The sequence below is a fragment of the Psychrobacter sp. TB55-MNA-CIBAN-0194 genome (assembly GCF_040309505.1).
GTDB lineage: Bacteria > Pseudomonadota > Gammaproteobacteria > Pseudomonadales > Moraxellaceae > Psychrobacter > Psychrobacter fozii.
In genome coordinates this window covers 1-253 of the sequence record NZ_JBEOOW010000550.1, presented here as the reverse complement: position 1 = coordinate 253, position 253 = coordinate 1, and the positions used below count along the sequence as shown (strand labels likewise).

At 47.4% G+C, this 253-nt stretch carries 1 protein-coding gene; it reads right to left on the bottom strand.

What is annotated here, in order from left to right; translation table 11 throughout:
• On the bottom strand, positions 1-208 hold a 208-nt coding region (locus AAEY75_RS16250; RefSeq protein ID WP_352260183.1), incomplete at its 3' end, for a hypothetical protein.
• Between the last annotated feature and the right edge of the window lie 45 nt (positions 209-253).

The window sequence follows — 253 nt, the reverse complement described above, 5'->3', positions numbered from 1 at the left end:
ACGCAACACCGTGCTCTAGGTGGACAATAGGTTGACCGACTTTAAGTTCAGCCAGGTTTTTGACTAAAACATCGGTGCTAACTTGTTTTTGTTTCTCGCGGCGACGTTGCTGCGAAATACGCTGACCAAACAGTTCGGTTTCACAAATGATGCTTACTGCACCTTTTGCGGTGTCGGTTAGCACACAACCTCGCGCTAAAGGCGACACGATTAAGCCTATATTGTCTTTGGCTGCGAGGTAGTCGTTAAGATG